Below are 25,625 nucleotides of genomic sequence, written 5' to 3' on the forward strand. Positions count from 1 at the left end.
GGAGAGCTAACATGTTCTATATTCACTGCCCCTACTGCCAGGAGCACCGCGAGGAAGAGGAGTTTCACCCTCGCGGGCAGGCTCACCTGATGCGACCCGCGGACCCGGAAAACACCACCGACGAAGAGTGGGGCGACTACCTGTTCTTTCGCGATAACCCGCGCGGTATTCACCATGAAATGTGGGTGCACTCGGTGGGCTGTCGCAAGTTTTTCAACATCACCCGCAACACGGTGACTTACGAAATCCTCGAGACCTACCCGATGGGCGAGCAGCCGACCATCACCGCCGAGTCCGAAAAAGTCCGCAATGAAGAGGGCGTACAAACCGCCGACGGCGGCTGGCAAACCATCGGTGCCCAGCCCGAAACAAAGGCCCTGAACGAGGAGGCTTCGTCATGACGCAGACCAATCGTATCGATGCCGGCGGTCGTGTCGATCGCTCCCAGGTGCTCGAGTTCACCTTCAACGGCCAGCGCTACCACGGCCTCAAGGGCGACACGCTCGCCTCGGCCTTGCTCGCCAACGGCGTGGACATCGTCAACCGCAGCTTCAAGTATTCGCGGGCCCGCGGCATCGTCGCCGCCGGCGCCGAAGAGCCCAACGCCGTGGTCCAGCTCGGCGCCCGGGACGACACCCAGGTGCCCAACGTACGCGCGACTCAGCAGGCGCTTTATAAAGGCCTAACGGCGCGCAGCACCAACGGCTGGCCCAACGTCCAGCGCGACGTGATGAGCTGGGTGGGCCGTTTAGGCGGTGGCTTCATGCCGCCAGGCTTTTACTACAAGACCTTCATGGCCCCGGCCTCCATGTGGATGACCTACGAAAAGTACATCCGCAAGGGCGCGGGCCTTGGCCGGGCACCGACCGAGTCCGACCCGGATATCTACGACCACATGCACCACCACTGCGACGTGATGGTCGTCGGTGCCGGCCCCGCCGGACTAACGGCGGCGCTGACCGCCGCCCGCGCCGGCGCCCGGGTGATTCTCTGCGACGAGCAGGAGGAGATGGGCGGCTCGCTTCTGGATAGCCGCGAGACGCTCGACGGCGTTTCCGCGGTGCGCTGGGTCGACGAGACCGTAAAAGAGCTTGCCGGTCTCGACAACGTCACGCTACTGCCCCGCACGACCGCCAACGGCTACCACGACCACAACTTCGTGACGCTGCACGAGCGGCGCACCGAGCACCTGGCGGACACCGCCCGGGAAGCCGGTTTCCCGGGGCAGCCCCGGGCACGGCTTCACCGCGTACGGGCAACCCAGGTGGTGCTTGCCAGCGGCACCCACGAACGCCCGCTGGTGTTCGCCAACAACGACCTGCCCGGCATCATGCTTGCGGGTGCGGTGTCGACCTATATTCGCCGCTACGCCGTGGTGCCGGGTAACAAACTGGTGCTCTCGACCAGCAACGACCACGCCTACCGCGCCGCGCTCGATTGGAAAGAGGCAGGCCGCGAGGTCGTCGCCATCGTCGATGCCCGCGCCAACCCGGACGGCGACCTGGTGCGCCAGGCCCGGGACAGCGGCATTCGTGTGATCACCGGAAGCTGCGTCGTCGAAGCGCGCGGCGGTCAGCGCGTCACCGGCGCCCGCGTTTGCGCCGTTGATCTAGAGCGCTTCGTGGTCACCGGTAAAACCGAAGACCTCGAGTGCGACACCATCGCAAGCTCCGGCGGCTACAGCCCGGTGGTGCATCTCTCCTCGCACACCGGCACCCGCCCGCAGTGGAACGAAGAGCTTCTGGGCTTCGTGCCCGGCGAAGTAAAAGGCATGGTTTCGGTAGGCGGCGTGGCCGGCCACTTCGCGCTCACCGAGACACTGGCGGACGCCGCCCGCGCCGGCCAAAAGGCCGCCCAGGCAAGCGGTTTCGAAAACGCCCCAGTGTGTGAGGTGCCCGCCACCCGCGCCCGCCGCGACGGTTTGGGCTGCGCGCTTTACCAGGTCCCCCACGAAAAGAGTGCGCTGCGCGCGCCCAAGCAGTTCGTCGATTTGCAAAACGACGTCACCGCCGCGGGCATCGAAGTTGCCACCCGGGAAGGCTTCGAGTCCATCGAGCACGTCAAACGCTACACCGCACTCGGCTTTGGTACCGACCAGGGCAAGCTTGGCAACATCAACGGCATGGCCATCGCCGCACGCTGCCTGGACCGCTCGATTCCGGAAGTGGGCACCACGGTGTTCCGCCCCAACTACACGCCGATCACCTTCGGCGCCATCGTCGGCCGTCACTGCAACGAGCTATTCGATCCGAAACGCTACACCGCGCTGCATCAGTGGCACCTGGAAAACGGCGCCGAGTTCGAGGACGTGGGCCAGTGGAAACGCCCCTGGTACTTCCCCCGCACGGTGAACGGTAAAAAAGAAACCATGCATGACGCCGTCGCCCGGGAGTGTCTGGCGGTGCGCGAAGGCGTAGGGATTCTCGATGCCTCGACGCTTGGCAAGATCGACATTCAGGGCCCGGATGCCCGCGAATTTCTGGGCCGCGTCTACACCAACAAGTGGGCCAAACTCGACGTCGGCCGCGTGCGTTACGGCTTGATGTGTAAAGAAGACGGCATGCTGATGGACGACGGCACCACCAGCTGCCTCGGTGACAACCACTTCCTGATGACCACCACCACCGGCGGTGCCGCCGGGGTGATGGAGTGGCTGGAGCTTTGGCACCAGACCGAGTGGCCGGAGCTTCAGGTCTACTTCAACTCGGTGACGGATCACTGGGCGACCATGACCGTGACCGGGCCGGATGCACGCAAGCTGATGGAGGAAGTCACCGATATCGATCTCGACAAAGAGCAGTTCAAATTCATGGACTGGAAGGAAGGCAACGTGGCCGGTGTCCCGGCACGGGTGTTCCGTATCTCGTTTACCGGGGAGCTTGCTTACGAGATCAACGTTCAGGCCAACTACGCGCTGCACGTCTGGAAAAAACTTTTTGAACACGGCGAGAAGTACGCGCTGACGCCCTACGGCACCGAAACCATGCACGTGCTGCGCGCCGAAAAAGGCCTGATCATCGTCGGCCAGGACACCGACGGCTCGGTGACCCCGGAAGATTTGGGCATGCAGTGGGCGATCGGCTACGACAAGCCCTTCCCGTGGATCGGCAAGCGCGCGCTGAGCCGCCCGGACACCATGCGCGGCGACCGCAAACAGTTCGTCGGCCTGAAGCCGAAAGACCCGAGCGTGGTACTCGAAGAGGGCGCGCAGATCGTGTTCGACAGCACGCAAAGCATCCCCATGGCCATGAAAGGCCACGTGACCTCGAGCTACTACAGCCCCTCATTAGGCCACGGCTTCGCCCTGGCGGTGGTGGTCGAAGGCCGCGAGCGCATGGGCCAGACCGTCTACCTGCCCATGACCGACGGCACGATGCACGAGGCCGAAATCGTAAGCCCCGTCTTCATCGACCCGAAAGGAGAGCGTCAGCATGTCTAACGCGAGCGTATCGAACGTGCAAGAGTTCAACACCGTGCCTGACGGCAACCCAGCGGTCGAGTCGCCGCTGGCCTGGAGCTACCAGCAGCAAGCGACGCCGGAGGCGCGCCAAGCGTCGCCGGGCGTGGTGCTGCGCGAAAAAGCCCTAATGGGCCATCTGGTGCTGCGCGGCGGCGCCATCGTGCTGGACGAGGCGGTGCGCCAGGTGCTGGGGCTGAGTCTTCCCGCCAAACCCAACACGATGACGCAGGGCGAAAGCGGCGAGCGCTCGATTCAGTGGATCTCGCCGGACGAGTGGCTGGTGATCGTGCCCGGCGGCGAAGAGTTCGCCCTGGAGCGGGCGCTTCGCCAGGCGCTGGGGGGCGCTCATTTCAGCATCGTCAACGTCAGCGGCGGCCAAACCGTACTGACGCTTGGCGGCGCGAACGCGCGCGAAGTGCTGATGAAATCGATCTCCTTCGATGTTCACCCCAGCGCCTTCCCGGTGGGCAAGGGCGTGACCACGGTATTCGCCAAGGCGAGCGTGGTGCTGCGCCGCTCGTCTGACACCGAGTGGGAGCTGGTCATCCGGCGAAGTTTTGCCGACTACTGCTACCGCTGGCTGCTCGATGCATCGAAAGAATACGGGATCGACACACAATAACAAACACTTCGGCCGGCCCCGCCGGCCGCCCCTGACTGTGGATGAATGAGACGCGCCATGAGCCGAATGACGGATACCTGGATTATCACCGCCCAATGCCCCAGCATTCTGGGGACGGTCGATGTCGTGACCCGCTTCTTAAAGGAGCAACACTGCTACATTACCGAGCTGAGCTCCTTCGATGATCGGCTCGGCGAGCGTTTCTTCATTCGCGCGGAGTTTCGCCCGGAGCGCGAGCCCTTCAACGAACAGGCGTTCCTGGAGGATTTCACGTCCCGCGCTGACGCCTTCGAGATGGCCTTCGAGCTGACGCCGCCGGCCAAGCGCACCGGGGCGGTCATTCTGGTCTCCAAGGCGGACCACTGCCTGAACGACCTGCTCTACCGTTACCGCACCGGGCAGTTGCCGCTGGATATCCGGGCGATCATCTCCAATCATCCGGATTTAGAAGCGCTGGCCGAGTGGCACGACCTGCCCTACCATTACTTACCCATCACCCCGGACACCAAGGCCGAGCAGGAAGCCCAGGTGCTCGATATCATCCAAGCAACCGGTGCGGAGCTGGTGATTCTGGCACGCTACATGCAGGTACTTTCGCCACGCATGTGCGGGCTGCTCGACGGCCGGGCGATCAATATTCATCATTCGCTTTTGCCGGGCTTCAAGGGCGCCAAACCCTACCACCAGGCCTACGAAAAAGGGGTGAAGCTCGTCGGCGCCACCGCTCACTACATCAATAACGACCTGGACGAAGGCCCGATCATCGCCCAGGGCGTCGAGCCGGTGGACCACGCGCACTACCCGGAGGACCTGGTGGCCAAGGGGCGCGATATCGAATGCCTGACGCTCGCCCGGGCGATTGGCTACCACCTCGAGCGGCGCGTGTTCTTGCACAACGGCCGCACCGTGGTGTTCGGTAACTAGTACCGCTTGGCCTTTGCGGCCCACGTGATGGGCACAGCACAACAACAATGAAGTCTGCTTACAAGCAAGGCGCGTGCGAAGGCGTAGCATCAATGTGCGCTTCGCGTGTCCTATACTCAGTGAGCGGGCTTTATACTCTCAATTCAGAGGTCTCCCATGCCTATCAGTGTCTTCGACCTTTTCAAGATTGGCGTCGGTCCATCCAGCTCGCACACGGTCGGCCCCATGATGGCGGCCTTCAAGTTTGCCACGGCCGTGGACGAGGGCCAGATGCTTGGCCAGGTCAGCCGCCTGGAAGTGCACCTTTACGGCTCGCTTTCGGCCACGGGCATCGGCCACGCCACCGACCACGCCATCATCATGGGCCTGCTCGGCGAGCGCCCGGACCAGGTCGACCCGGCGATCATCGGCCCAACCATCAGCGCGCTCAAAGAGACCCAGCGCCTGTCGTTTTGTCGCCAGCAGGATGTGGCCTTCGTGTGGGACCGGGATTTGGTGTTTCACGAAGAGAGCCTGCCCCACCATCCCAACGCCATGAAGCTCTGCGCGTTTGCCGAAGACGGCCGCACGCTTTTGGAAAACACCTACTACTCGGTGGGCGGCGGCTTCGTGGTCGACCAAAGCCAGGTGGACGCCAAGCTCGAAGACATGGACACCGCCGAGATCCCCTTCGACTTCAACTCCGCCGAGGAGCTGCTGGCGCTTTGCAAGCGCGAAAACATGAGCGTCAGCCAGTTGATGATGGCCAACGAAAAAACCTGGCGGCCCGAGCAGGCGGTGCGCGACGAGCTGTGGCGCATCTGGCGGGTAATGTGCGAGTGCGTCGACAACGGGCTGACCCACGAAGGCGTGCTGCCCGGCGGGCTCAACGTCAAACGCCGCGCCAAACTTCTGCATCAACGCCTGTCGGCCGCCGAACAGGACCCCTGCCTGATCGCGACCACCTTCTCCGCCATGGAGTGGGTCAACATCTTCGCGCTGGCCGTGAACGAGGAAAACGCCGCCGGCGGGCGGATGGTGACCGCGCCGACCAACGGTGCGGCGGGCATCATCCCGGCGGTGCTGCACTACTACATGAAGTTCCAGGCAGGTTCAAGCGAGCGCAACGTGGTGGACTTTCTGCTCGCCGCGGGTGCGATTGGCATACTGTGCAAGAAAAACGCCTCGATTTCCGGCGCCGAGGTGGGCTGCCAGGGCGAGGTCGGCTCCGCCTGCGCCATGGCCGCTGCAGGCCTGGCCGAGGTGATGGGCGCCACGCCGGAGCAGGTCGAGCACGCCGCTGAGATTGGCCTGGAGCACAACCTGGGGCTGACCTGCGACCCGGTGGGCGGGCTTGTTCAGGTACCCTGCATCGAGCGCAACGCCATCGCCACCGTCAAGGCGATCAACGCCGCCCAAATGGCGCTGCGCGGCGACGGCACCCATTTCATCTCGCTGGATAAAGTGATCCGCACCATGCGCGACACCGGCCGCGACATGCTCGACAAGTACAAGGAGACCTCCAAGGGGGGGCTGGCGGTGAATGCGATCGAGTGTTGATACGGGAACGGGCTCGTTCCGATACAAAGCCCAGGCCTTGCCTGGGCTTTGTTGTATCAATCAGACTCGAATGGGCGTTACTCCAGCGACTCGTAAGGCAATCCCACATAGTTCTCGGCAATCGTCGTCAAACCGGCTCGAGAGCTGGTTACGTAATCGAGCTCCGCTAGCTGCATGCGGCTGTTGAAATCCTCTTCATCGGAGAAGTTGTGCAGCATCGAGGTCATCCACCAGGAGAAACGCTCGGCTTTCCAGATGCGCTTTAGGCAGGTTTGCGAATAGCGCTCGATCAGATCCGTGCGCCCTTCCTGGTAGACCTTCACCATCAGCCGGTAAAGCGTATTCACGTCGCTGGCGGCCAGGTTCAGCCCCTTGGCACCGGTGGGTGGCACGATATGCGCGGCGTCGCCCACCAGAAACAGCTTGCCGTACTGCATAGGCTCGACCACGTAGCTGCGCAGCGGCGCGATGCTTTTTTCGATCGAGGGGCCAGTCACGAGCTGTTCGGCCACCTCTTCGGGCAAACGGCGCTTGAGCTCCTCCCAAAAACGCTCGTCCGACCAGTTTTCGACTTTTTCGTCCAGCGGCACCTGCAGGTAGTAACGGCTGCGGGTCGCGGAGCGCATGCTGCATAGGCTGAAACCGCGCGGGTGGCGGGCATAGATCAGCTCATCGGAGACCGGTGGCGTGTCCGATAACATCCCGAGCCAGCCAAACGGGTAAACCTTTTCGAACTCGGTCAGGCGGTCTTCGGGGATGGCCTGGCGGGAAACGCCGTGATAGCCATCGCACCCGGCGATATAGTCGCAGTCCAGGCGTACGGTTTCGCCGTTGTGCTCGAAGGTTAAATAGGGCGAGTCGCTTTCCAGATCACTAGGCTGAACATTTTCAGCTTCATAGAGCGTCGTGGCGCCAGCGGCCTCACGGGCCTGCATCAAATCACGGGTGACCTCGGTCTGCCCATAGACCATCACCTGACTGCCGCCGGTCAACTCATCCAGCGCGACGCGCACGCGACGGTTATCGAAGGCCAGCTCGAAACCGTCGTGGGGCAAGCCTTCCTTGTCCATGCGCTCATCGACGCCGGCTTCGCGCAGCAAATCCACCATGCCCTGCTCGAGCACGCCTGCCCGTATACGGCCCAGCACGTACTCGCCGCTGCGCCGCTCGACGATCACGTTGTCGATACCCTGGCGATGCAGTAATTGGCCCAGCAACAGCCCGGAGGGGCCGGCACCGATAATCGCAACTTGTGTCTTCATGGGGGGAGGCCTCATCGTCATTATTATCAAGCGAAACGTATGGCTTGTATTTTTGACCGATAAAGGCGCTAACATAAGGCAGAATATCGAGAGTCTCTTGGACTTTTCACGTATCCATGACCCACCTTGGTCGAACACGGTGATTGCCGCCCGATGACACAGCGTCCGATTGTCCCCGTCTTCAAGCTATACGGCGAAACCGAGCACTGGCCGACGCCGGACTTGCTGCACTGTGAATCCATTGCCGAGCGCAGCCGCTTGCACGATTGGCGTATTCGCCCCCACCGGCACGCCGATCTCGTGCATATCCTGTTGATCAAGCGGGGGAGCGTGGCGCTGGAGCTGGAGGGCGCCCATCACCACTTCCAGGATATGGGTACGATCGTGGTGCCGGCCATGACGATTCACGGTTTTCGTTTCTCTGCTGACGTGGAGGGCGACATCATTACCCTCGCCAAACCGTTGGCGGAGCACCTTTCCCGCGCCCTGGAAGGGAGCAGAGTACTGTCGAAGGCGGGGTTTTACCGTTTGGAAGGCGCCAGCAACCAGCAGCAGATCGCCACGCTGGTCGGCCAAATCAGCCGGGAGTACCATCGTCCGGCGCCGGGGCGTCGTCAGCTACTGGAGATATTGGCGCAGGCGCTGGCGATCGAGCTGGAGCGCCTCACCCTGCCTGCTAAGACGAGCATCAAAAGCCGCCGCTCCCAGCGAAGCGAGAAAGGGCGGCAGCACTTCGAGCGTTTTCAGGCACTGGTCGAGACGCACTACCGCCAGCAACCCAGCATCGCGATGCTGGCAGACCAGCTAGGCATGAGCAGCGCCCACCTCAATCTGACGTGTCGCAAACAAGCAGGCGTAAGCGCGCTGCAACTCCTTCACGAGCGCGTGTTATTGGAAGCCAAGCGGCAACTTACCTACACTAACATGACGGTTGCCGAAATCGCCGATAGCCTGGGGTTCTCCGAGCCGGCGTACTTTACGCGTTTTTTCAAGCGCAATACGGCGCAGGCCCCTCGCGAATTTCGCCAGCGGCAAACGCACCTGTTAACGCACTAGCGGAGTAGATCGATCAACCGGCCGCCGGCGCCGCGAGCGTAGCTCCCCCGATTAACGTCATTATCCAAGATTTCAATGAAGAAAAAATTACAGCGCTTCATCTTTCCCGAAAAACCGTCCTGGTACCTGGTCCGCGACACCCAGCATGCCCGCTTGCTAAGCCTTGGCGAGCTGCAGCCCATGCCGCAGCTCGATGCGCAGAGCAGCAGCCGCTTTTATGCCCAACCGCAGTCGAGCACCCTGTTCAAGCTGGTGGGCGACAAGTACTCCCCCAAGCGGAATTTCTGGCGCTGGCTGGGACGCGATATCCTCTCCAAGCGCCTGACAGGTTCCTACGATGCTCACAAGGAGTTCAAAAGCCGACGGGTCCTCAAAAAGCTGGGCCAGCGCACGGTGGACGTACGCTGTTACGGCGTGGCGCTCAACTTTCTGAACCCACTGGGGTCACTCTATGCGATGGAGTACATGAATAATTGCACCACGGGCAGCGCCTATTTCGAAGCGCAGAATGAGCAGGGGCGCCACGCGTTTATCGAATCCCTCGGCCAGCAGGTCGCTCAGCTTGCCCAGGCAGGCTATTACCACCGCGACCTGCACATCGATAATTTACTGGTCGACAGCGAGCACCACCTGATCTGGATCGATACCCATATCAAGGCGCTGCCGTCCTCGACGAGCAAACGGGCCAAACTGCTCGAGCACATGCTCGAGCATAACCGCATCGAGGGAGCGGCGTATCGAGCCGAGCTCAGCGCTCGGCTCGCGCCCTATTTCCAGGGCGTGCCTTGAAAGACTAGAGCAGGAAAAACGTGCTCAAGACAGGGAATGCGATCAAAAGCGCCAGGCGGATGAAGTCCGAGACAATAAACGGCGCAACGCCTTTGAAAATCTCACCAAGGCCCACATGAGGCGCCATGGCCTTGATCACGAATACGTTCATTCCCACCGGCGGGGTGATCAACCCAAGCTCCACGGTCAACACGGTAATAATCCCGAACCAAACCGGATCGATACCCAGTGCCTGAATAATGGGATACACCACGGGCACCGTGATCACCAGCATGGCGATCGAATCCATGAACATGCCCAGCACGAAATAGAGCAGCAGGATACAGAGCACGATCGCGATGGGTGCCAGATCCACGCCCATCAAAAAATCGCTGATCGAGAAAGAGATCCGCGAGACCGAGATGAAATAACCCAGCGTCTCGGCACCCACCAGCATGAAGAAAACGACCGCCGAAAGCGCCAGCGTTTCTTGCAGGCTTCGCCATAAACCGACCAGGCGCATCCCTTTATAGAAAGCGTACAAAAGCGTGGCGAATGCCCCCACGCTTGCGCCTTCGGTCGGGGTAAAAAGACCGAAATAGATCCCCAGGATCATCACCAAAAATACGGCGAAGAAAGGCAGCAGCCCGGAGATCGAACCCAGCTTCGCCCGCCAGGTCGTCGGCTCGCCGGCTACCGCCAGCTGGGGGCGCAGGCGCATCATCACCGTCACCGTCAGGGCGTACATCACAAGCCCCATCAGGCCGGGAATGAGTCCGGCCATGAACATGTCACCAACGGACTGCTCGGTTAAAATCGCGTAGATCAGCAGGGCAATGCTGGGCGGAATCATGATGCCTAAGGTGCCGCCAGCGGCAAGAGCGCCGGTCGCAAGACCCCGGTTATAGCCATAGCGTTCCATTTCCGGCAGGGCCACCCGGGTCATGGTGCTCGCCGTGGCAAGCGACGAACCGGAGATGGCCGAAAACACCCCGCACGACCCCACCGCGGCGATCGCCAGCCCCCCTTTCCAGCCCCCGCAGATCGTGCGCGTGGCATCGAAAAGCTTGCCCGCCATGCCCGAATGCGCAGCCAGTACGCCCATCAAGATGAACATGGGCACGGCACTGAAGCTGTAGTTCGAAAGCACTTCGATGGGCACGGTCTTCAACTGCGCGATGGCAGCGTCCCAGCTAATGATCCACGCAAAGCCGCCCACCCCGATCACCAGCATGGTCAACGCGACGGGCACCCGCAGCACCATAAGGACCAACAGCAGCCCAAGGCCTATGGCCCCGATCATTTCACTCCCCATTGGCAACGTCTCCTTCAGCGCCAAAGAGCGCACCCAGCAAAGCATGCAGGGCGCTGCGAATACCCAGCATCAGGCTCATGGCGGCCGCGGCGTAATAAATGGGCCCCATGGGCAGGCGTAAATCCTGGGTTACCTCTCCGTGTCGCGACGCCGCTGCCGCCGAATCCAAAAGCCCGGTGAACAGCACCAGCCCCAGGGCGGCAAAGCCGAACAGATAAACGCCATGAAGCCGGTTTTTCATCCAGGCGGGCAGACGGTGTGAAAAAGCCTCGACCACGACCTGGCTTTTTTCGACGTTGGCGGCCATGGCGGCCAGCAAGGAGCACAGCATGAGATAGCTCACAAGCTCCACACTGCCGCTGACACGCAGCGCGAACGCGCCGTCCGTCAACCGGTACAGATAGCGGGTACTGACATCCGCAATCGTGACCATCAGCAGCGCCACCAGGGCGATCCCGGCAATGACACGGCATAACAGGGCCAGCCCATGGCTGGCCCTTTCCAGGGAAGTCTGCATTCATTACTCCTGGCGTGCGGCGCAGTCGGCGCTGGCGCTCAACGCTGCCTCGTAAACCTCGCGTGCCTGGCTCAACCCACGCTCTTCGAGCTGACTCAGATACGTTTCGATACCGGCTTCCAGCGGACCCTGCCAATCGGGGTGCTCGAGCGGGTTTTCGATTTCACGAATGGTGTGTCCCGCGTCGACGGCTTCTTGCTTGCCTTCTACGTCCAGGCGATCGAATACTTCACCGGCCTTCTGGGCCCACTTCATGCCCGAGTTATCGTCGATCACCGCCTGCTGTTCGGGCGTCAAACGCTCGTAAGCGCGCTGGTTCATCGTGGCGACGAACACCAGCGTATAAAACGGCACCTCGGTGTGATAGCTCACCAACTCGTTGATACGAAAGCCCGCCAGGCCCTCCCAGGGGAAGCTCAAACCATCGATCACGCCGCGCTGCATGGAGGTATAGATATCCGGCGCTGGCATCCCGACCGGGCTTGCGCCCATGTTCTCCAGCATTTGACCGGCAACGGCGGTCGGGCGGCGGATACGCAGGCCTTCCAGGTCAGCGGGGGTTTGAACATCGGTATCGATGGTGTGGATACCGCCAGGCCCGGTGGTGAACATGAAAAGCGGGCGCGTATCTTCATACTCGCTATCCAGATGGCCTTCGTCATAAAGGGTTTGCAGTACGCACGCGCCTTGGGTCGCCGAGTTGGCAACGCCGGGTAGCTCGACGATTTGAGAAAGCGGGAAACGGCCCGCCGTGTACCCCTGCGCCGTCGCCCCGATATCGGTAATACCGTTGGCCGCCGCTTCGTAGATGGAATCGGGCTTGGCAAGCGTCCCCGAGGGGAACATCTGGACCGTCAGATCGCCGTCGGACTCTTCGGCAATGGTATCGGCCCAGGCTTGCAGAACGTCTTCATTGACGCCGGATGCGCCTGGCCAGAAGTGGGCCATACGTAGCGTGGTGGCCGCCTGGGCTGAGGCCATCGAGAGACCCGCAATGGTGGCGGCAATCGCACACCGAGTGAAAATTGCTTTCATGAGAAGCTCCAGTCCAGTCAGTAGAACGCACTTGTTCGCATAACGAATATTAGTTCGTTTTATGAAAACAACCTTAATCCACTAATCCCCTCAGAGCTAATCGACCTTGGTCTACTTTTTTGTAAAATCCTTTGGGCACAGGCGCCTGGTGAGCGACGCCAAGCAGTGGGTCAGAAGCGTTCTGCATAGCGGATACCAATCAAAGCGTGCTCGCGCATCAACATTTCGACACGCGCCCCCTCGCCGTTTTCAAGCGCCTGATAAATAAGCTCGTGATGCAGCTGGGCCAATTGCAACTTTCTAAATTCACGGATCAATTCACTGTCATCGATCACGATGGAGGCCGCGGCCGCGAAGGGCAGGTGGTTGTTACGCGCAATGGCATCGCCAATGACACTACTACCGGCTGAATTCACGATCTTTTCATGAAAACGGTAATTGAGTTCGATCCAACACTCGATATCGGCTTCGCTCAAAGATCCCTTCTCGATCACCTCTCGCCCTTTTTGGATCCAAAAGAACAACTCACGGCGCTGCTCTTCCGATACGCCCCGCTCGGCCAGGCGCCGCGCGGCCAAACCCTCCAAAACGCCACGAACCTCGACGGCGCAGTGAATGTCGTCCTCGGTAAACTCGCGCACCATAAAACCGCGTTTACCCGCCCGCTTGAGTAGCCCTTCCTGCTCCAGGCTCCTGAACGCCAGGCGCACAGGCGTTCTCGAGACCCCCAGATGCTCGGCGACGGCCTCTTCGCCCAGCCGTTCACCTTGCGGGTAGTCCCCTTCCTCGATCAATTTACGAAGCCGGCTGGCAACGCTTTTATCGTTGCTACTCATCAATGCGTCCCTATATCAACAGCCTTTAGCCCCACTCAGCGAGCAGGCTAAACCAAAGTATGGGTTGACCACCAAATCACTCATGCCCTTTACTTTGGATCCAATAAAAAAGAAAACTTCAAAGAGGATATCACCGTGACGCAACAAGCTCCCTACCCATTGAATACCTGGTACGTCGCCTGCATGCCTGACGAACTGGACGGCAAGCCGCTAGGACGAACCATCTGCAACAAGCAACTCGTGTTCTTCCGCGGTGACGAAGGCCGCGTGGCCGCCATGGAAGACTTCTGCCCCCACCGCGGCGCGCCGCTCTCTCTCGGGTTCGTGCGCGACGGCAAGCTGGTGTGCGGCTACCACGGCCTGGAAATGAACTGTAGCGGCAAGTGCGACAGCATGCCCGGCCAGCGCGTGCGCGGCTTCCCCAGCGTCACGTCCTACCCGGTCGAGGAGCGCTATGGTTTTATCTGGATCTGGCCCGGCGACCCGGACAAGGCAGACGCCGACCTCATCCCGGTTCTCGAGTGGGCGGATAATCCCGAGTGGGCCTACGGCGGTGGTCTTTACCACATCGGCTGCGAATATCGGCTGATGATCGACAACCTCATGGACCTGACCCACGAGACCTACGTGCACGCCTCGAGTATCGGCCAGCCCGAGATCGAGGAATCCGCTCCCGACACCAAAACGAATGGCGACGAGGTCATCACCAGCCGCCAAATGGAAAACATCTCCGCACCGCCGTTCTGGCAGGCGGCGCTGCGCGGCAACGGCCTGGCCGACGACGTGCCGGTGGACCGCTGGCAAATTTGTCGCTTCACCCCACCAAGCCACGTGCTGATCGAAGTCGGGGTCGCCCACGCGGGCAACGGCGGCGCCGATGCACCGGCGGACAAGAAAGCCTCGAGCATCGTGGTGGACTTCATCACCCCGGAATCGGATACCTCGATCTGGTACTTCTGGGGCATGGCGCGCAACTTCAAACCCGAAGATCAGGCATTGACCGAGAGGATCCGCGAAGGCCAGGGCAAGATCTTCGAAGAAGACCTCGAGATGCTCGAAGCGCAGCAGCGCAACCTGCTCGCCTACCCCGAGCGGCAGTTGCTGAAGCTCAATATCGACGGCGGCGGTGTACAGGCGCGCCGGATCATCGACCGCATCCTCACCGAGGAGCGTGAAACGGCGGTGGAGGCGAGCGCATGAGCCATACGGCCCCTTCGCTGATCGTGGAGGTCAAGGCCCGCCACGAGGAAGCGCTCGATATCGTTACGCTTGAACTCGCTGATCCGCACGGCCGGGAGCTCCCGGCCTTTAGCGCCGGCGCGCATATCGATGTGCGCGTCAAAGAGGGACTCATCCGCCAGTATTCGCTTTGCAACCACTCGGACGACCGCGCGCGCTACCTGATCGGCGTGCTGCGCGACCCGGCCTCCCGCGGCGGCTCCACCGCCATGCACGACGAGCTACAGGTGGGCGAGCTGATGCAGATCAGCGCGCCCAAGAACCACTTTCCCCTCGAACCTGCCAAACGCACCCTGCTGCTGGCCGGCGGTATCGGCATCACGCCGCTGCTCTGCATGGCCGAACGCCTGGCGCACACCGACGGGGAGTTCGCGCTCCACTACTGCACCCGATCGCAGGAACGAACCGCGTTCTACCAGCGCCTGAAGGCGTCCGCGTTCGCCGAGCGGGTGCACTTTCACTTCGATGATGGCGAACCAAGCCAACACCTGAACCTCGAGACACTGCTCGGCCAGCCGGATCCGGATACCCACGTCTACGTCTGCGGCCCCAAGGGCTTCATCGACGCCGTCCTGACCGCCTGCAAGGCCGATGGCTGGCCGAGTGACCAAGTGCATACCGAGTATTTCAGCGGCGCCGAGACGTCGAGCGACGACGATGGAAGCTTCGAGGTACGTATCGCCAGCAGCGGTCAAAGCTTCACCGTACCCGCGGACAAGACGGTACACCAGGTGCTCGCCGAAAACGGCATCGAGGTGATGGTCTCCTGCGAACAAGGCGTGTGCGGCACCTGCCTGACCCGTGTACTGGAGGGCGAGCCGGATCATCGCGACCTTTATCTGGAAGATCATGAGCACGCGGCCAATGACCAGTTCACGCCGTGCTGTTCGCGTGCTAAAAGCAGTGTATTGGTATTGGATCTTTAAGGGTTCCAACGCCCCTGGTTTCTCTGGATAGACAAAAGGATAACTATAATGAAAAAAACCCCGACGACCGTGACCCGCGCCGCAATGATGAGCGCGCTGGTTTTATTGCCCGCCGCTGTAGAGGCGCAAACGACGCTTCGCTTGGCCCACGTATGGCCCGGCGGCTCGATGATCGACCGCGCGCTTTTTCAGACCTGGGCCGAAAGCATCAACGAGGCTTCCAACGGCGAGCTCAATGTCGAGGTCTTTCCCAGCCAGACACTGGCCAAATCCGCGCAAACCTACGAGAGCACCGGGCGAGGGATTGCGGATATCGGTTCATCCGCTCAGGGCTACACCGCCGGGCGCTTTCCGCTGACCCAGATCGTCGAGCTGCCCGGCGTCTCCTCGAGCGCGCACGAAGGCGCCTGCATTCTGCAATCGCTTTATGAGCAGGGCCACCTGGACGACGAGTACGCCGATACGCATCCGCTGTTCTTCTTCACCACCGGCCCGGGCTACCTGCATACCAAGGAGCGCCAGATTGAAAAGCCAGACGACCTGGCGGGCTTGAGGCTGCGACGCCCCACCCCGGTCGTGGGTGACATGATGGAGCGTTTGGGCGCCCAGGCCGTGGGCATGCCCGCCCCGGATGTGTTCACCGCCATGCAGCGCGGCGTGGTGGATGGCCTGAGCTTTAACTGGGAGGGCATGAAAACCTTCCGCCTCAACGAGCTGGCGAATTATCACACCGAAGTGCCGCTTTATGATCTGTCGCTGTTCGCGGTCATGAACCAGCGCAACTACAACAATCTTTCCGCGGAGCTTCAGCAAGTGATCGACGATCACAGCGGCATGGAGTGGTCGATGCGTGCCGCTGAAGTCTACGACACGCTGATCGAACAAGGCCGCCAGGAGGCCGTCGAAGCAGGCCACGAGTTTATCGCCATCGAGGATGCGCTGAACGACCCGGACTGGGGCCCCGTACTGCGCGAAACCATCGATCGCTACCTGGACGAGGTAGGGGGTAACGCCAGCGAGATCTACGATGCCGCCATGGGCTTTAAACAGGCGTGCGCGACGACCAACGCCTAGCCATCACACCCCGTTCGACCGGCGTGATAAACGGCAAGCGCCGCACAGGAGTGCGGCGCTTTTTTATGGTCTGGCTGTTACGTATACGATAAGGCTAGAAATCGAAAAAGACCGTCTCGCCCGGGCCTTGAAGGCGGATATCGAAGCGGTAGCGAGTGACGCCATCGGCCTCCTCGCGCTTGGCGATCAGCGTCTGACGGCGCTGGTCCGACTCGACCCGCGAGAGCACCGGACATGCGCGGTTGGCCTCAGCCTCATCGTCGAAGTAAAGGCGCGTCTGCAGCTGAATATTGATGCCCCGGGCAAACACCGCCAGATTGATGTGCGGGGCCATCGGCGTGCCGCTGGGGTGGACGACAGCGCCCGGCTTGACGGTCTTGAACAGCCATTCGCCCTTTTGCTCGGCAATCGTGGCGGTGCGCCCGAAGCTATTGAATGCATTACGTAAATCGTAATCCATTTGATAATGACCGTCGGCGTCGGCCTGCCACGCCTCCAAAAAGGCATCGCGTACCGGCTCACCATTGCCGTCGATGACGATGCCGACGATCTCGATATGCTCGCCCCTGGCATCCGGCCCGGCCATCTCGTTCCAGATTTCTTCGTCGCGCTCGGGATTGCCGGCGGCGGCAGGCGCCAGGCCGATGTGCACATAAGGGCCGGCGGTCTGCGAGGCGGTTTCGCGCAGCATCAGCTCGCTGGTCGGCTGGGTGTTAGGCTGTTTCATGATAGTCTCCCCCGCCTCACTGGTTTTCGAAATAGGTTTGGAGTTCGCCGCGCACCACGATATCGAAGCGGTACGCAAGGCAATCCATCGGCCGGCTCTGGGCCATATCCAGCCGCCCGATCATCGTTTCGACCGCCTCCGGGTCGTTCAGCGTATGAACGATGGGGCAAAGCGGAATCAGCGGGTCGCCCTCGAAATACATCTGGGTAATCAGCCGCGTCGAGATCGACGGCCCCATCACCGAGACGTGAATGTGCGCCGGGCGCCAGCTGTTCACGTCGTTGGGCCAGGGGTAGGGTCCGGGTTTGATGGTACGGAAACGGTAAAAGCCCTGGTCGTCGGTCAGACAGCGCCCCACGCCGCCAAAATGGGGGTCCAGCGGCGCCAGGTAGGCGTCTTTCTTGTGCCGGTAGCGCCCGCCGGCATTGGCCTGCCACATTTCCACCAGCGTGTGGGGCACGGGCTTGCCGAACTGGTCGACCACGCGGCCATACATGATGATCCGTTCGCCCTGGGGCAGCCCTTCGCCCTGGGTGAAATTCATCAGCAGGTCGTTATCGAAACGGCCAAGGCGTAGGTGGCTGAAGTCCGGGCCGGTCAGCTCCGAGGCGGTGGGCTGCTGCAGGCTCATCAGCGCCTGCTGGGGCGAGCGCGCCACCGAGGTCTTGTAGCCGGGGGCGTAGGCAGGGGGGTGCCAGTTACGGTCGCGGGTCACGAAGCGTTTATGATTATGGGTCATGGGCGAAGCTCTTGATGACGTTGTAAGCACCGGCCGCTCTTGCGCCGGTAAGTTACGAGTGTGGCGCGTCGCCCCACCCTTGCCAATTGAAGAGTCATGCTCGCTCATAACCTATAGGTTATGACCACTAAGACCTTGGTTGAATGCGCTGCGCCGCGACCTGGCGCAACGTTTCGCAGAACGCATCCCGGGTCATCGACTTTTCCATGCTCGCGTTGGTGCAGATCCCCACCGAGCCCCCCTGGGCTTCGAAGGGCAGCGCGATTTCGACGAGCTCCCCTTTTTCGAGCTCCCCGATTACCGCTTCCCGCGGGGCGATCCAGAGCGCGTCGCTCTCCAGGGTGTAGCGGTGACTGACCGGCAGCGAGAGGGTTTCCAGCAGCAGCGCCGGCAAGGAGATGGCGTGGCGTACACAGAAACTATCGACCTGCTGGCGCAGCGTGGTCTGGGGTGGCGGCAATGCCCACGGGTAGGCAATCAATTGCTCGGCGGCCACCGAAGAGAGCGCCGCCAGGGGGTGCGCCTGCCGTGCAACGATAACCAAAGGCTCATAGTAGAGGTGCTCGAAGTAGAGATCCCCGATCTCCCGCGCCTCGGTCATGCGGCCCACCACCATGTCCAGCTCGCCCAAACGCAGCCGCGACAGCAGATAGGCGCTGGCCCCGCTCACCACCGAGACACAGGTATCGCCCTGGCCCGGCGGCGGCGCGCTATGCCAGCGCTGTATCGCTACCGGCAGCAGCCGGCTCTCGACGGTGGAAAGCGCGCCCACGCGCAGCCAGCGCTTGCCGCGGTGGGCATCGCCAATGGCGCCAACGCCTTCGTCCAACGCGCGCATGGCGGGGCCGGCGTGGCGCAGCAGCGTCAGCCCCGCCTGGGTGAGCGACACCCCCTGGGCGGCGCGCTCGAAAAGCGGCGTCTCGAGAATCTCCTCGAGTTCGCGTATCGCCTTGGAAATGCCCGGCTGGCTGATCGCCAGCGCCTCGGCGGCGCGGGCGAAGCTGCGCCGCTTGGCCACTTCGAGAAACGCCATCAGGTGGCGCAGTTTGATGCGAGCGTTCAGCATGGCTCTCCATCCGCGAAAGGAAAGCCCCTACCTTCGCCGATTCACCCGCGCAAGGAAACCACGCGATTCACTCTGCACACTCGTCGCGCAGGCTCAAGGCGCGCTCATGGACCTCGCGGGCGTTATCCAGGCCGCGCTGTTCGAGCCGCGTCAGGTAGCGCTCGGTGCCCTCTTCCAGCGGCCCTGCCCATTCGGGGTCGTTCAAGGGGTCTTCGACGGTGTGGATGGTATCGCCCTGTTCGAGCGCTTCTTCACGGCCCACCGCATCGAGCTGGTGATACACCTCACCGGCCACCTGGGACCATTCCATACCGCTGTGCTGGTCGATCACCGCGCGCATATCATCGCTCAACCCCTCATAGGCATCACGATTCATGACCGCCATGACCGCGCCCGAGTAGTAGGGCACCTCCAGGTGGTAGTCGACCAGCTCGTTGATCCCGAACACGCGCATCGCCTCCCAGGGAAAGCTCAAACCATCCATGACGCCGCGCTGCAGCGAGGTATAAATATCCGGCGCCGGCATGCCCAGCGGATCCGCCCCCAGGCTCGAGAGCATCTCACCGGCGACGTCGCTCGGCCGGCGGATACGCAGCCCCGCCAGATCCGAAGGCAACTCGATTTCGGTGCTGCGCGTATGCAGGTACGCCGGCCCGGTGGTGAACAAAAACAGCACCTTGACGTCCTCGTACTCGCTGGCGATCAGGTCTTCGTCGAAGAGCGTCTGGAGAATGCACGAGCCTTGCGGTGCACTGCTGGAGACCCCCGGCAGCTGCACGATCTCGGAAAGCGGGAAGCGACCGGAGGTGTAACCCTGAAGCGAGGCGGCGATGTCCGAGACGCCGTTCACCGCGCCCTGGTAGGCATGGTCTGGCTTGCTCAGCGTGCCCGAGGGAAAGATCTGGACGTCGAGTTCCCCCTGGGAGGCCTGTTCGACGCTCTGCGCCCAGGTTTCGAAAATCTCCTTATGGACGGCAGAGGCCGAGGGCCAGAAGTGGGACATTCGCAGCGTTTCGCCCTGGACGCCGAAGGACGCGGTAGCGACGCAGGCAGCCAGCAGGTTGAGTGAGATGGCGCGTTTCATGAGGTCGTCCTCTTGTTGTCATTATCAAGCGATGGTCATTGTCGAGCGAGTTGCGAAAGCGTAGTGGCGCTCGCGCTTAGGTCTGGAGCGTGGGCACCTCGATCAGCAGCGGAGTATCCATGCCAAGGCCTTTCGTCAGCGCGGCTTCCAAATCCTCGCGATTCGTCGCGCATACGGCCTTTACGCCGTAACCTTCGGCCAGCGCGCAGAAATCGATATCGGGCACGTCGAGCCCCGGGGCGTCGTCCACCTGCATGTGCCGGGCAAAGCCGCGCAGGGCGCCGTAGGTGCCGTTTTTGAGAATGATGAAGATCACCGGGACGCGGTACTGGGCCGCGCTCCAGAGGGCCGTGATGGCGTAGTTGGCCGAGCCGTCGCCGACCAGGCCAATCACCTGGCGCTCCGGCCGGGCGAGCTGGACGCCGACCGCCGCCGGCAAACCAAAGCCGAGCCCGCCGGCGGCGGGGAAGAAGTAGCTACCGGGGTGGCGCATCTCGACCCGCTCCCAGAAGATTTCCACCGTCGAGGTGGCCTCCTTGACGTAGATGGCATCCTTGGGCGCCAGCGCGTTCACCGCTTCGAACACGTTAGCCGGCGCCATTCGGTCCTGCTCGTCCTGCACGGCGCCCGGTGTCGGTAGCGCTTCGGGCATCGCGCGGCTGCTTGCCTCGAGACGCGGCAAGAGCGCCTCGAGCATGCCCTGCACGCTGCCCACGTACGCCTCACCCATTGGCGCCCGGGCGGCCTCGTCCGCGTCGGAGGTAACGTGCACGAGGCTCGCCCCTTCCGGCAGGTAACGCCCCGGGGCGTACTTGTGATAGCGAAACACCGGCGCCCCGATGACGACGACCAGATCATGGCCCTCGAGCTGCTCACTGATCCCGGCGATGGCCGCGGGCAGCACGCCGCGAAAGCAGGGGTGGCGGTTGGGAAAAGGGCAGCGCGACGCCGACGGCGCCACCCATACCGGCATTTTCAGGCGCTCGGCAAGCTCGACGGCCAGCGCGCTTGCCTGCTCGGCGTCGACCTCCGGGCCGAGTACCAGCACCGGGTTCGCCGCCGCTTGAAGCCGCCCGGCCAGGCGCTCGACCTGCCCCACCTGCGGCGCACTGGCATGGCGCACCTCGCGCTCCAGCAGGTGGCGTGCCTCATCGCCGGCCTCGCGCTCCCAGTCGTCGTGGGGAATGGAGACGTAGACCGGCCCCCTGGGCGGCGCGCTCGCGCTGTGAATCGCCTGGCTCAGCGCCCGCGGCGTGTCTTCGGCGCAGGACGGCTCATAGCTCCACTTGACCAGCGGCCTGGGAAGCTGCGGCGCGTCGACGTTGGCGAGCATCGACTCGACACCGATCATCGAGCGCGCCTGCTGGCCGGCGGTGAACACCAGCGGCGAGTGGGAATACCAGGCGTTGGTCAGCGCGCCCATGGCGTTGCCCGTGCCCGCCGCGGCGTGCAGGTTCACGAAGGCGGGCTTGCCGCTGGCCAGCGCGTAGCCATCCGCCATGCCGGCCACCACCCCCTCGTGAAGCCCTAAAATGTACTCGAAGTCCTCCGGCATGCCCTTGAGAAACGGCAGTTCGTTGGAGCCTGGGTTGCCGAAGATTTTGGTGATTCCCTGGCGGCGCAAGAGCGCGTAGGTCGTGGCGTGGACGCTGGGCATCGGCTGCTCCTTGTTGGATGTCTTGCATCCAACCTAGCGGGCTCGCCTATAATTGATCAAATCAATAATATTTCTTATAAAAATAGATGAGGCTTATAGTTATGGCGCAGGTCGATCTGAACCTGATTCGCACCTTACTGATGCTGCATGAAACCGGCAGCGTGACGCTGACCGCCGAAAAGCTGCACGTCACCCAGCCGTCGGTCAGCTACGCCTTGAATCGGCTAAGAGAGCTGTTCGACGACCGGCTGTTCGTGCGCACCGCCCATGGGATGGAGCCCACTACGGTCGCGCGCCAGCTCTATCCGTCGCTGAAAGAGGCCATGCGCCAGATCAACGACACCATCGACGCCAGCCGCCACTTTACGCCCGAGCGCTGCGAACTCCGTTTTCGCCTCGCGCTGACCGACCTGGGCGAAATGGCACTGCTGCCCGCCATTTTGAAAGCCTTCTACGCCCAGGCGCCCCAGGCCGAGCTCGACGTGGTACCGCTGGAGATCGACAAGGCGCGGGAGTGGCTGACCACCGGCAAGGTCAATGCGGTGATCTGCAGCCGGGCGCTCGGCGGCGCCGATATCGACAAGCACGTGCTGCTCGAGGATCGCTACGTCTGCCTGCTCGACCGGCAAGGCGGCGCGGCCGACGACGACTTGAGCATCGAGCGGTTCGTCCACGGTCGGCACGTGTCGATCGCCTCCTCGTCGGGCCACGACCTGGTCGAGGAGGTCATGGCGCAGCGCGGTATCGAGCGCAAGGTGAGCCTGTCGCTTTCGCACTTCTCGGTGCTCCCCCAGGTTCTGCAAGGCAGCGATCTCATCGCGATTCTGCCCCTTCAGATTGCCGCGCGCTTTGCTGATGCCAGGCTCCGGATCCATGAGCTGCCCTTCGCGGTGCCGAGCTTCGAGGTCGCGCTGCACTGGCATGCTCAACCCCGCAGCGCGGCGTCCCAGCGCTGGTTCTGCGCTACCGTCATCGACGCCGTGACCGCCGCACAACGAGCGTAGCCTCGCGGCGGCCCGGCCCAAAAAAGCGGCGCACAAGGCGCCGCTTTCAGGGTCGTGACTAAAAGATGGCTACTGACGCAGGTATCAGATCGGATAGTGGCGCGGGCCGGTCTGTAGCGTCATCCAGCGCAGGTCGGTGAACTCTTCGATCACCGCCTTGCCGCCGAAACGGCCGTAGCCGCTGCTTTTGACACCGCCGAAGGGCATCTGCGGCTCGTCGTGCACCGTGGGCGCGTTGATGTGGCAAATGCCGGTGACGACCTGCCCCGCCACGCGCAGCCCGCGGGCGCTGTCCCCGGTGAAGACCGCCCCGGAAAGGCCGTACTCGCTGTCATTGGCGATGCGGATGGCCTCCTCTTCGTCCTTGACACGCATCATGGCCACCAGCGGCCCAAAGGACTCCTCCGCGTAGAGGCGCATCTCGGCGGTCACGTTATCCAAAAGCGTGGGCTGCATCACCACGCCCTCGGCCTTGCCGCCACACGCGAGCCGTGCGCCCTTGCCGGTCGCGTCGTCGATCAACGCATTGAGCTTGTCGCCGGCGGCGGCCGCCACCAGCGTGCCCAGGGCGTTGCTGTCGTCGCGCGGGTCGCCGGCGCGCAGCGTTTTCGCCTTCGCCGCGAGCTTCTCGGCAAACTCGTCGGCCACGGCGTCATCGACGATCAAGCGCTCCGTGGACATGCAGATCTGGCCCTGGTTGAAGAAAGCACCGAAGGCCGCCGCCTCCACCGCCGCGTCGATGTCCGCGTCGTCGAGCACCAAAAACGGCGCCTTGCCGCCCAGTTCGAGAAGCACGGGCTTTAAGTGTTTGGCCGCCTGCTCGGCGATGATGCGCCCCACGTGGGTGGAGCCGGTGAAGTTGATGCGCCGCACCGCCGGATGCGCGATCAGCGCGCTGACCACGTCCGCCGCCTGTGCCGGGTCGTTGTGGATGACATTGACCACGCCGTCGCCCAGACCCGCCTCATCGAGCACCTCGCCGATCAGCGCGTGGGTGTGCGGGCACATCTCAGAGGCCTTGAGGATCACGCTGTTGCCGCAGGCAAGCGGCCCGGCAATGGCACGGGTGCCGAGGATGATCGGCGCATTCCAGGGCGCGATACCCACCACCACACCGCAAGGCACCCGGACACTCATGGCCAGGTTATCCGGCACGTTGGAGGGGATCACCTCCCCCTGGATCTGGGTCGTCAGCGCCGCCGATTCGCGCAACACATTCGCTGCCACCATGACGTTGAACCCGGCCCAGCCCGGCGTGGCGCCGGTCTCGTCGACCATGGCGTCGACGAACGCCTCTCGGCGCGCCTCCATCAGGTCGGCGGCCTTGTTGAGCTTCGCCCGGCGCTCGCTCGGGCCGACCTGCGACCAGGTCTTGAACGCGCGCTGCGCCGCCTCGGCCGTGCGCGTCACGTCCTCGAGCGACGCCGCCGACACCTCGGACACCGCCTCACCGCTCAACGGGTTGTTGCGCGTGAAGGTGGCGCTGTGTGAGGCCGGGCAGGTCTGGCCGTCGATTAACAGTTGAACAGGCGTCATGGCGTGGCTCCTTGGTGTTCGTTGAATTGTTATTAAGAACGACTGACGAAAGATTGGCTACCCCTCACCCCAGCCAAGCTCCTTGGCCAGGGCAAAGGCGTGATTGGCCGCCGGTACGCCGGCGTAGATCGCCACGTGCATCAACACCTGGCGCAACTCGGCCTCGCTCAAACCGATACGTTGAGCGGTTTTCAGGTGCAGCGTCAGCTCTTCACGGCCGAGTGCTGCCAAAATGCCGGTGGTGATCATGCTGCGCTCGCGCCGCGTTAGGTCCTCGTTACTCCAGAGCTCGCCCCAGGCCAGCCGCGTGATCATCTGCTGGAAGGGCGCATCCAGGCTGTTGGCGTTGGCGGTGGAACGCTCGACGTGCGCCTCGCCCAGCACCTGCTTGCGGGTTTCAAGACCGGTGGCGTAGGCCACGCCTTCGTTGGCCACATCGCCAAGCGCTATCGCCATGACGCTCAGAAGTGTCTCGGCAAAGCGCGCCGGCGCCTCGACCGACGGCACATGGCCTACGCCGTCAAAAACCTCGAGCGGTGCACCGCCGAGTTCTTTTGAGAGGGCCTCGAGGGTCGCCGGCGACGTCGCGAGGTCTTCGCTTCCGCCAAGCAGGTGCACATTGGCGCGCTTGCCGGCCAGCCGGCCGGTGAAGGTATCGCGGCCCAGCATCTCACAAAGCTGGGCGTAGGATTCGTCATCACCGCGGCCCATCTGGACACACCAGCCCGCTTTGAGGGCGGGGCTCGCCTCGAACGCCTGGGGCGCGAACCAGCGCGGGACGATCTCCTTTGCCATGACCTCGAGCCCCTCTTCACGCACGCGGCCGGCGCGGGTGTTCCATAAATCCGGGTTACCGATCACCGCACCGGTATTGGTGAGGGTCGCGGAGAGCAGTTGATCGCCATGCTCGGCGATCAACTGCTGGCCCACGACGCCGCCGATCGAGGTGCCCACGAAGTGAAAACGCCGCGCGCCGGCAAGCTCTGCCAGCGCCAAGGCTTCATGGGCCAGATCGGCAGGGCTGACCCTGGCGTCGTTGACCGCTTGGCTGGCGCCGTGGCCGGGCAGATCCCAGGTCAGTACGCGGTAGCGGGGGAGCAGCGTGGGTATCACGTCGTCCCACACGGCCTGGCTCATGCCCAAAGGGTGAGCCAGCACCACCAGCGGATTGGCTTGCGAGCCGAGCAGCCGATAGGCAACGCTGCGGCCATTAATCGTATGAAACGCCATGGTGGCCTC

The 25,625-nt window shown here is 62.7% G+C and carries 23 protein-coding genes; 11 read left to right on the forward strand and 12 right to left on the reverse strand.

What is annotated here, in order from left to right:
* The first annotated feature begins 11 nt into the window (after positions 1-11).
* The 5 genes from ACWHXT_RS17225 (at position 12) to ACWHXT_RS17245 (ending at position 6,545) form a co-directional block, all read left to right on the forward strand.
* A complete protein-coding gene (locus ACWHXT_RS17225; protein WP_447956729.1) occupies positions 12-401 on the forward strand; it encodes a sarcosine oxidase subunit delta in 390 nt (129 codons plus the stop codon).
* Entirely contained in the window at positions 398-3,439 is a 3,042-nt protein-coding gene (locus ACWHXT_RS17230) for a sarcosine oxidase subunit alpha family protein (protein WP_447956730.1), read from the forward strand. The genes ACWHXT_RS17225 and ACWHXT_RS17230 overlap by 4 nt, the downstream gene beginning before the upstream one ends.
* Complete coding sequence (locus ACWHXT_RS17235; RefSeq protein ID WP_447956731.1) at positions 3,432-4,082, forward strand: sarcosine oxidase subunit gamma; 651 nt, start codon at positions 3,432-3,434, stop codon at positions 4,080-4,082. Before ACWHXT_RS17230 ends, ACWHXT_RS17235 begins: the two co-directional genes overlap by 8 nt.
* 57 nt (positions 4,083-4,139) lie before the next feature.
* On the forward strand, positions 4,140-5,006 hold the full coding sequence (purU, locus tag ACWHXT_RS17240; protein ID WP_447956732.1) for a formyltetrahydrofolate deformylase: 867 nt from the start codon (positions 4,140-4,142) through the stop codon (positions 5,004-5,006).
* A gap of 156 nt (positions 5,007-5,162) precedes the next feature.
* Positions 5,163-6,545: an L-serine ammonia-lyase gene (locus tag ACWHXT_RS17245; protein ID WP_447956733.1), complete on the forward strand. Its 1,383-nt coding sequence runs from the start codon at positions 5,163-5,165 to the stop codon at positions 6,543-6,545.
* A 77-nt stretch (positions 6,546-6,622) separates the two neighbouring features.
* On the opposite strand, the gene pobA is transcribed toward ACWHXT_RS17245, so the two are convergent.
* Entirely contained in the window at positions 6,623-7,807 is a 1,185-nt protein-coding gene (gene pobA / locus ACWHXT_RS17250; RefSeq protein ID WP_447956734.1) for a 4-hydroxybenzoate 3-monooxygenase, read from the reverse strand.
* A gap of 153 nt (positions 7,808-7,960) precedes the next feature.
* Here pobA and ACWHXT_RS17255 point away from each other — a divergent pair, with 153 nt between their 5' ends.
* Positions 7,961-8,863, forward strand: coding sequence for a helix-turn-helix domain-containing protein (locus ACWHXT_RS17255; RefSeq protein ID WP_447956735.1), 903 nt, complete (start codon positions 7,961-7,963; stop codon positions 8,861-8,863).
* 75 nt (positions 8,864-8,938) lie between these two features.
* Positions 8,939-9,652: a lipopolysaccharide kinase InaA family protein gene (locus ACWHXT_RS17260; RefSeq protein WP_447956736.1), complete on the forward strand. Its 714-nt coding sequence runs from the start codon at positions 8,939-8,941 to the stop codon at positions 9,650-9,652.
* 4 nt (positions 9,653-9,656) lie between these two features.
* Here ACWHXT_RS17260 and ACWHXT_RS17265 read toward each other — a convergent pair whose 3' ends face one another.
* From ACWHXT_RS17265 to ACWHXT_RS17280, 4 genes are all read right to left on the reverse strand, one after another.
* Entirely contained in the window at positions 9,657-10,946 is a 1,290-nt protein-coding gene (locus tag ACWHXT_RS17265) for a TRAP transporter large permease (RefSeq protein WP_447927426.1), read from the reverse strand.
* Positions 10,936-11,463, reverse strand: coding sequence for a TRAP transporter small permease (locus ACWHXT_RS17270; protein ID WP_447530364.1), 528 nt, complete (start codon positions 11,461-11,463; stop codon positions 10,936-10,938). The genes ACWHXT_RS17265 and ACWHXT_RS17270 overlap by 11 nt, the downstream gene beginning before the upstream one ends.
* 3 nt (positions 11,464-11,466) lie before the next feature.
* On the reverse strand, positions 11,467-12,498 hold the full coding sequence (locus ACWHXT_RS17275; protein ID WP_447956737.1) for a TRAP transporter substrate-binding protein: 1,032 nt from the start codon (positions 12,496-12,498) through the stop codon (positions 11,467-11,469).
* A gap of 170 nt (positions 12,499-12,668) precedes the next feature.
* Positions 12,669-13,334, reverse strand: coding sequence for a GntR family transcriptional regulator (locus tag ACWHXT_RS17280; protein WP_447927429.1), 666 nt, complete (start codon positions 13,332-13,334; stop codon positions 12,669-12,671).
* A gap of 135 nt (positions 13,335-13,469) precedes the next feature.
* Between ACWHXT_RS17280 and ACWHXT_RS17285 the strand changes: the two genes are divergently transcribed.
* The 3 genes from ACWHXT_RS17285 to ACWHXT_RS17295 are packed head-to-tail and all read left to right on the forward strand — an operon-like array spanning position 13,470 to position 16,573.
* Complete coding sequence (locus tag ACWHXT_RS17285; protein WP_447956738.1) at positions 13,470-14,534, forward strand: aromatic ring-hydroxylating dioxygenase subunit alpha; 1,065 nt, start codon at positions 13,470-13,472, stop codon at positions 14,532-14,534.
* Complete coding sequence (locus tag ACWHXT_RS17290) at positions 14,531-15,499, forward strand: PDR/VanB family oxidoreductase (protein ID WP_447956739.1); 969 nt, start codon at positions 14,531-14,533, stop codon at positions 15,497-15,499. Before ACWHXT_RS17285 ends, ACWHXT_RS17290 begins: the two co-directional genes overlap by 4 nt.
* Positions 15,500-15,547: 48 nt before the next feature.
* Positions 15,548-16,573, forward strand: coding sequence for a TRAP transporter substrate-binding protein (locus ACWHXT_RS17295; protein WP_447956740.1), 1,026 nt, complete (start codon positions 15,548-15,550; stop codon positions 16,571-16,573).
* Positions 16,574-16,667: 94 nt separating this feature from the next.
* On the opposite strand, the gene pcaG is transcribed toward ACWHXT_RS17295, so the two are convergent.
* From pcaG to mdlC, 5 genes are all read right to left on the reverse strand, one after another.
* Positions 16,668-17,300, reverse strand: a complete 633-nt coding sequence (gene pcaG, locus ACWHXT_RS17300; protein ID WP_447956741.1) for a protocatechuate 3,4-dioxygenase subunit alpha — start codon at positions 17,298-17,300, stop codon at positions 16,668-16,670.
* A 16-nt stretch (positions 17,301-17,316) separates the two neighbouring features.
* The gene (pcaH, locus tag ACWHXT_RS17305) at positions 17,317-18,039 is read right to left on the reverse strand and encodes a protocatechuate 3,4-dioxygenase subunit beta (RefSeq protein WP_447956742.1); all 723 of its coding nucleotides are present in this window, start codon (positions 18,037-18,039) and stop codon (positions 17,317-17,319) included.
* 127 nt (positions 18,040-18,166) lie between these two features.
* Positions 18,167-19,105 carry a pca operon transcription factor PcaQ gene (pcaQ, locus tag ACWHXT_RS17310; protein WP_447956743.1) on the reverse strand — a complete coding sequence of 313 codons (939 nt, stop codon included), beginning with the start codon at positions 19,103-19,105 and terminating at the stop codon, positions 18,167-18,169.
* A 67-nt stretch (positions 19,106-19,172) separates the two neighbouring features.
* Entirely contained in the window at positions 19,173-20,189 is a 1,017-nt protein-coding gene (locus ACWHXT_RS17315; protein ID WP_447956744.1) for a TRAP transporter substrate-binding protein, read from the reverse strand.
* A 76-nt stretch (positions 20,190-20,265) separates the two neighbouring features.
* Entirely contained in the window at positions 20,266-21,846 is a 1,581-nt protein-coding gene (gene mdlC, locus ACWHXT_RS17320) for a benzoylformate decarboxylase (protein ID WP_447956745.1), read from the reverse strand.
* A 101-nt stretch (positions 21,847-21,947) separates the two neighbouring features.
* On the opposite strand from mdlC, the gene ACWHXT_RS17325 reads away from it, so the two are divergent.
* Complete coding sequence (locus ACWHXT_RS17325; protein ID WP_447956746.1) at positions 21,948-22,850, forward strand: LysR family transcriptional regulator; 903 nt, start codon at positions 21,948-21,950, stop codon at positions 22,848-22,850.
* 84 nt (positions 22,851-22,934) lie between these two features.
* Here the strand turns inward: ACWHXT_RS17325 and ACWHXT_RS17330 are convergent, their stop codons facing one another.
* Both ACWHXT_RS17330 and ACWHXT_RS17335 read right to left on the reverse strand, forming a co-directional pair.
* On the reverse strand, positions 22,935-24,386 hold the full coding sequence (locus ACWHXT_RS17330) for an aldehyde dehydrogenase (RefSeq protein ID WP_447956747.1): 1,452 nt from the start codon (positions 24,384-24,386) through the stop codon (positions 22,935-22,937).
* 57 nt (positions 24,387-24,443) lie between these two features.
* Positions 24,444-25,616: an alpha/beta fold hydrolase gene (locus ACWHXT_RS17335; RefSeq protein ID WP_447956748.1), complete on the reverse strand. Its 1,173-nt coding sequence runs from the start codon at positions 25,614-25,616 to the stop codon at positions 24,444-24,446.
* Between the last annotated feature and the right edge of the window lie 9 nt (positions 25,617-25,625).

It is taken from the genome of Vreelandella halophytica (genome assembly GCF_968193635.1).